The organism is uncultured Gimesia sp., from assembly GCF_937919775.1.
Taxonomy (GTDB): Bacteria; Planctomycetota; Planctomycetia; order Planctomycetales; family Planctomycetaceae; genus Gimesia.
This window is the reverse complement of sequence record NZ_CALFPF010000548.1, coordinates 1-3449: the sequence shown is the minus strand read 5'-3', so window position 1 is coordinate 3449 and position 3449 is coordinate 1. Positions and strand designations below refer to the sequence as shown.

Annotated in this window: 3 protein-coding genes and 1 pseudogene; all 4 read left to right on the top strand. The window is 52.0% G+C overall.

The genetic code is table 11. From position 1 onward, the window contains the following. The coding region (locus Q0294_RS15780) for a rhodanese-like domain-containing protein (RefSeq protein WP_299467364.1) at positions 1–847 on the top strand (847 nt) is incomplete at its 5' end. 13 nt (positions 848–860) lie between these two features. Continuing rightward, positions 861–1085: a hypothetical protein gene (locus Q0294_RS15775; RefSeq protein ID WP_299467362.1), complete on the top strand. Its 225-nt coding sequence runs from the start codon at positions 861–863 to the stop codon at positions 1083–1085. A gap of 62 nt (positions 1086–1147) precedes the next feature. After that, positions 1148–2322: pseudogene (locus tag Q0294_RS23455) on the top strand (FAD/NAD(P)-binding oxidoreductase). Between the two features lie 70 nt (positions 2323–2392). Continuing rightward, positions 2393–3415 carry a DsrE family protein gene (locus Q0294_RS15760; protein WP_299467356.1) on the top strand — a complete coding sequence of 341 codons (1023 nt, stop codon included), beginning with the start codon at positions 2393–2395 and terminating at the stop codon, positions 3413–3415. The last annotated feature ends 34 nt before the right edge of the window (positions 3416–3449 follow it).

Here is a 3449-nt window from a genome sequence, read left to right as displayed (position 1 = left end):
GTGCGGAAAAGGACTGGGGGCGATTCCGTCCTCGACCGTCGGTTATGAAAAAATATTTAACCCGTCATTGCAATACACCGACGAACAAGCCTTCGTGCAGTACATACTGTCGGATCAGCCGGAAGCACCCAAATATTTTGCGGTGATGAAGCGCGTGAACAAGGAAGGGCCGAAGATCATCGGTGATGCGAAACAACCAGAATTGCTCGACGTGAGTCGAATTGCTTCCGTCACCGGGCAGGCAACCGTGATTGATCTTTCGCCGTCGTCTGAATTCGCCGCAGGCCATGTTCCGGGAACGATTAACATTCCGCTTTCCCTGCTGGCGGCATGGGCCGGCTGGATTGTGGACTATTCCCGGCCAGTTTACCTGATCGCTGACGCGGAACAGCTTCCTGAAGCCTTGCGCGTGTTGCGCAAGATCGGCATTGATCAGATCTCAGGTCTGTTTGAAACGTCTGCAGTCAGAGAAGCCGCGCTGAATACGGAACGTTATGTTTCCGAGTCACCGCAAGAACTGGCAGAACGCATCGAATCTGGTGAAGTCACTTTGCTTGACGTGCGATCGGACGCTGAATGGAACACGAGTCATATTCCCGAAGCCCGACACTTCTTTCTGGGACGTTTGCCCGACCGGCTGACCGCAATCGATGTCAATCAACCTGTGGTGGTGCAATGCCAAGGCGGCGCACGTTCGGCGATTGCCGCCGGCGTTCTGCAGGCATCCGGTATCAATGTCATTAACATGACCGGCGGCATCCAGGCCTGGCAAGCTGCCGGTTTGCCAACCACAGAGACAGCGCATGAAAATCTTACTTGTAGCATTCGTGGCGCTACTGCACGCTGACAGGAGAAAAACAATGGTCGATACTCTGATTTTACTGACGGTACTTGCAGCCTGGATTATTCTGAATGTGTGGGTGCTGCCCCGGTTTGGTATCAAAACATGCCTGGGTGGTTTTTGCAACATGAACTCGGATCATTGTACCAGCCCGCAGCACAAACCAGCGGAAAGCAATCTTGAACCAGTTCAACGCGACGATGTTCATGATTCACGCCTGCAACATAAGGGAGAATTAAAATGAGTTCGGAGCTAATTGAAACAACAAGGGAGAAAGCCCAGCTTCAGGCGCGGAATGGTTCCGTCGTGCATCATCAGGTGGTGATTGTCGGCGGCGGAACAGCCGGCATTACGGTGGCTGCGAGATTGACGAAAGGCTGGTTCAACGAGACTGACGTTGCGATCATCGATCCTTCCGACAGTCACTATTATCAGCCGGCCTGGACACTCGTGGGAGCAGGCACATTCCGCAAAGAAGCAACCAGACGCGATGAAGCGTCCGTCATTCCGCCTAAAGCCACGTGGATTCAAGATGCCGTCGTGGAGTTCGAACCGAAACAGAATCGGGTCAAAACGCGAGACGGAAGAACGATCGAATATGATTTTCTGGTGGTCTGCGCAGGCATTCAAATCAATTGGGATGCCATCAAAGGATTGAAAGAAAGGATGGAGTCTGCAGTAATTACTCTTTTGAAAGTGTCGGCAGCACCTGGGATAACATTCGAAATTTCAAAGGGGGAACCGCCATCTTCACACAGCCCGTCACCGGGATTAAATGTGGGGGGGCGCCGCAGAAGATCTGTTATCTGGCCGATGACCATTTTCGCAAACAGGGGGTACGTGAAAAAAGTCACGTGATCTTCGCGTCGGGCGGCAGTAATATTTTTGCGGTGGAAAAATACCGGACGATTTTAGAGGGTGTGATCAAACGCAAGGAAATCGACACACGCTTCAATCATAGTCTGGTGGCGATCAGCGCTGATACGCGGGAAGCCATCTTCGAAAATACGGAAACCGGCGAAGAAGTTTCGATTCACTACGACATGATCCATGTCACGCCGCCAATGGGGCCTCCGGCATTCATCGCACAGAGTCCGCTGGCAGACGAGAAAGGCTGGGTCGATGTCGACAAACATACCCTGCAGCATGTGCGCTATCCCAATGTATTCGCGCTGGGAGACAGCAGCAATTTGCCGACGTCAAAAACAGGAGCCGCCATTCGCAAACAGGCGCCGGCTTTGGTGAAAAACCTGCAAGCCTTAATCGCAGGAAAACCGCTGCCTGCGGCTTACAACGGTTACACCTCGTGCCCTCTGGTGACAGGATATGGCAAGCTGGTTCTGGCGGAGTTTGACTACGACAAACACCCAGACGAGACATTTCCATTCAATCAGGCCAAAGAACGCTGGAGCATGTGGTTGCTGAAGAAATACATGTTGCCGGTATTGTACTGGAAAGGCATGTTAAAAGGGCGTGCATGACACGTCGCTGAATCATCAGGAAATCAAAAAAATATTAAATTAGAATCGAAGAGAAGGAGCCGGGGAAACGATGGCCAGTTTACTGAAAAATATCATGGTGTTGCTTTTAATCTGTGGGACAACAGGTTCTGCGTTGGCTCAGCCTGGGCCAGGACGCGGTGCGGGACGTGGCTTGGGGCGCGGACAAGGAGGTCAGGGGCACGATCGCGATCATGAAGACTTTCGATTTCTGTTGACCAATCACCAGCAGATCAAACGAACCGTAAAGGAACTGCCGAACGGCGTCAATACCGTCACCGAATCGGATGATCCGCAGGTGGCAGCCAAAATTCAGGAACATGTCTACTGGATGAAAGAACGAGTCGAACAGCAGCAGCCGATTCGTATGCGTGATCCGTTGTTTGCAGAACTTTTCAAACATGCTGATCAAATTTCGATTTCGTATGAGAAAACAGAGCAGGGAGTGCGTGTGACGGAGACCTCGACTGATCCCTACGTCGCAAAACTGATCAAAGCACATGCAAAAACGGTTTCGGCATTTGTAGACCGTGGTTTTGCAGAGGCGATGAAGAACCACCCCGTTCCCAAAGAGGAACAGTCTCCCAAGAACGAAGAGGTGAAATATATCAACCCCGTGATCAAGCAGTACGGCAAGGTGGTCAAGCTGCCTCAGGCTGCCCACCAGCCCCGCGCGGGGAGTAAACTCTGTGTCGACCTGACCAAAGGGGGAGATGCGGACAAGCTGAATCCTGCGATCGAGAAAGTCGCACGTTTCGTCAATATCTATCACGGGGCAGGCAAGTCGGCAGTTAAACCGCAGATCGCGATCATTCTGCACGGCGATGCCACGCTCGCTGTGCTCAACGATGATGTCTATTCCAAGCGATTTGGTACTCAGGGAAATCCGAATCTGGATTGCCTGCACGAACTGCATGAGGCGGGAGTCGAGATCTTTGTCTGCGGCCAATCTTTGATTGGCAAGGCAGGGAAGCCGGAAGAGGTGGTCGTCTTTGCTGATGTCGCTGTGTCGGCTTTAACGACGCTCGTCAATTTACAGACAGACGGTTATGTGTATCTGCCACTTTTGAAATAGAAAATTCACAACTCATACCGGGCAAAGACAGAGC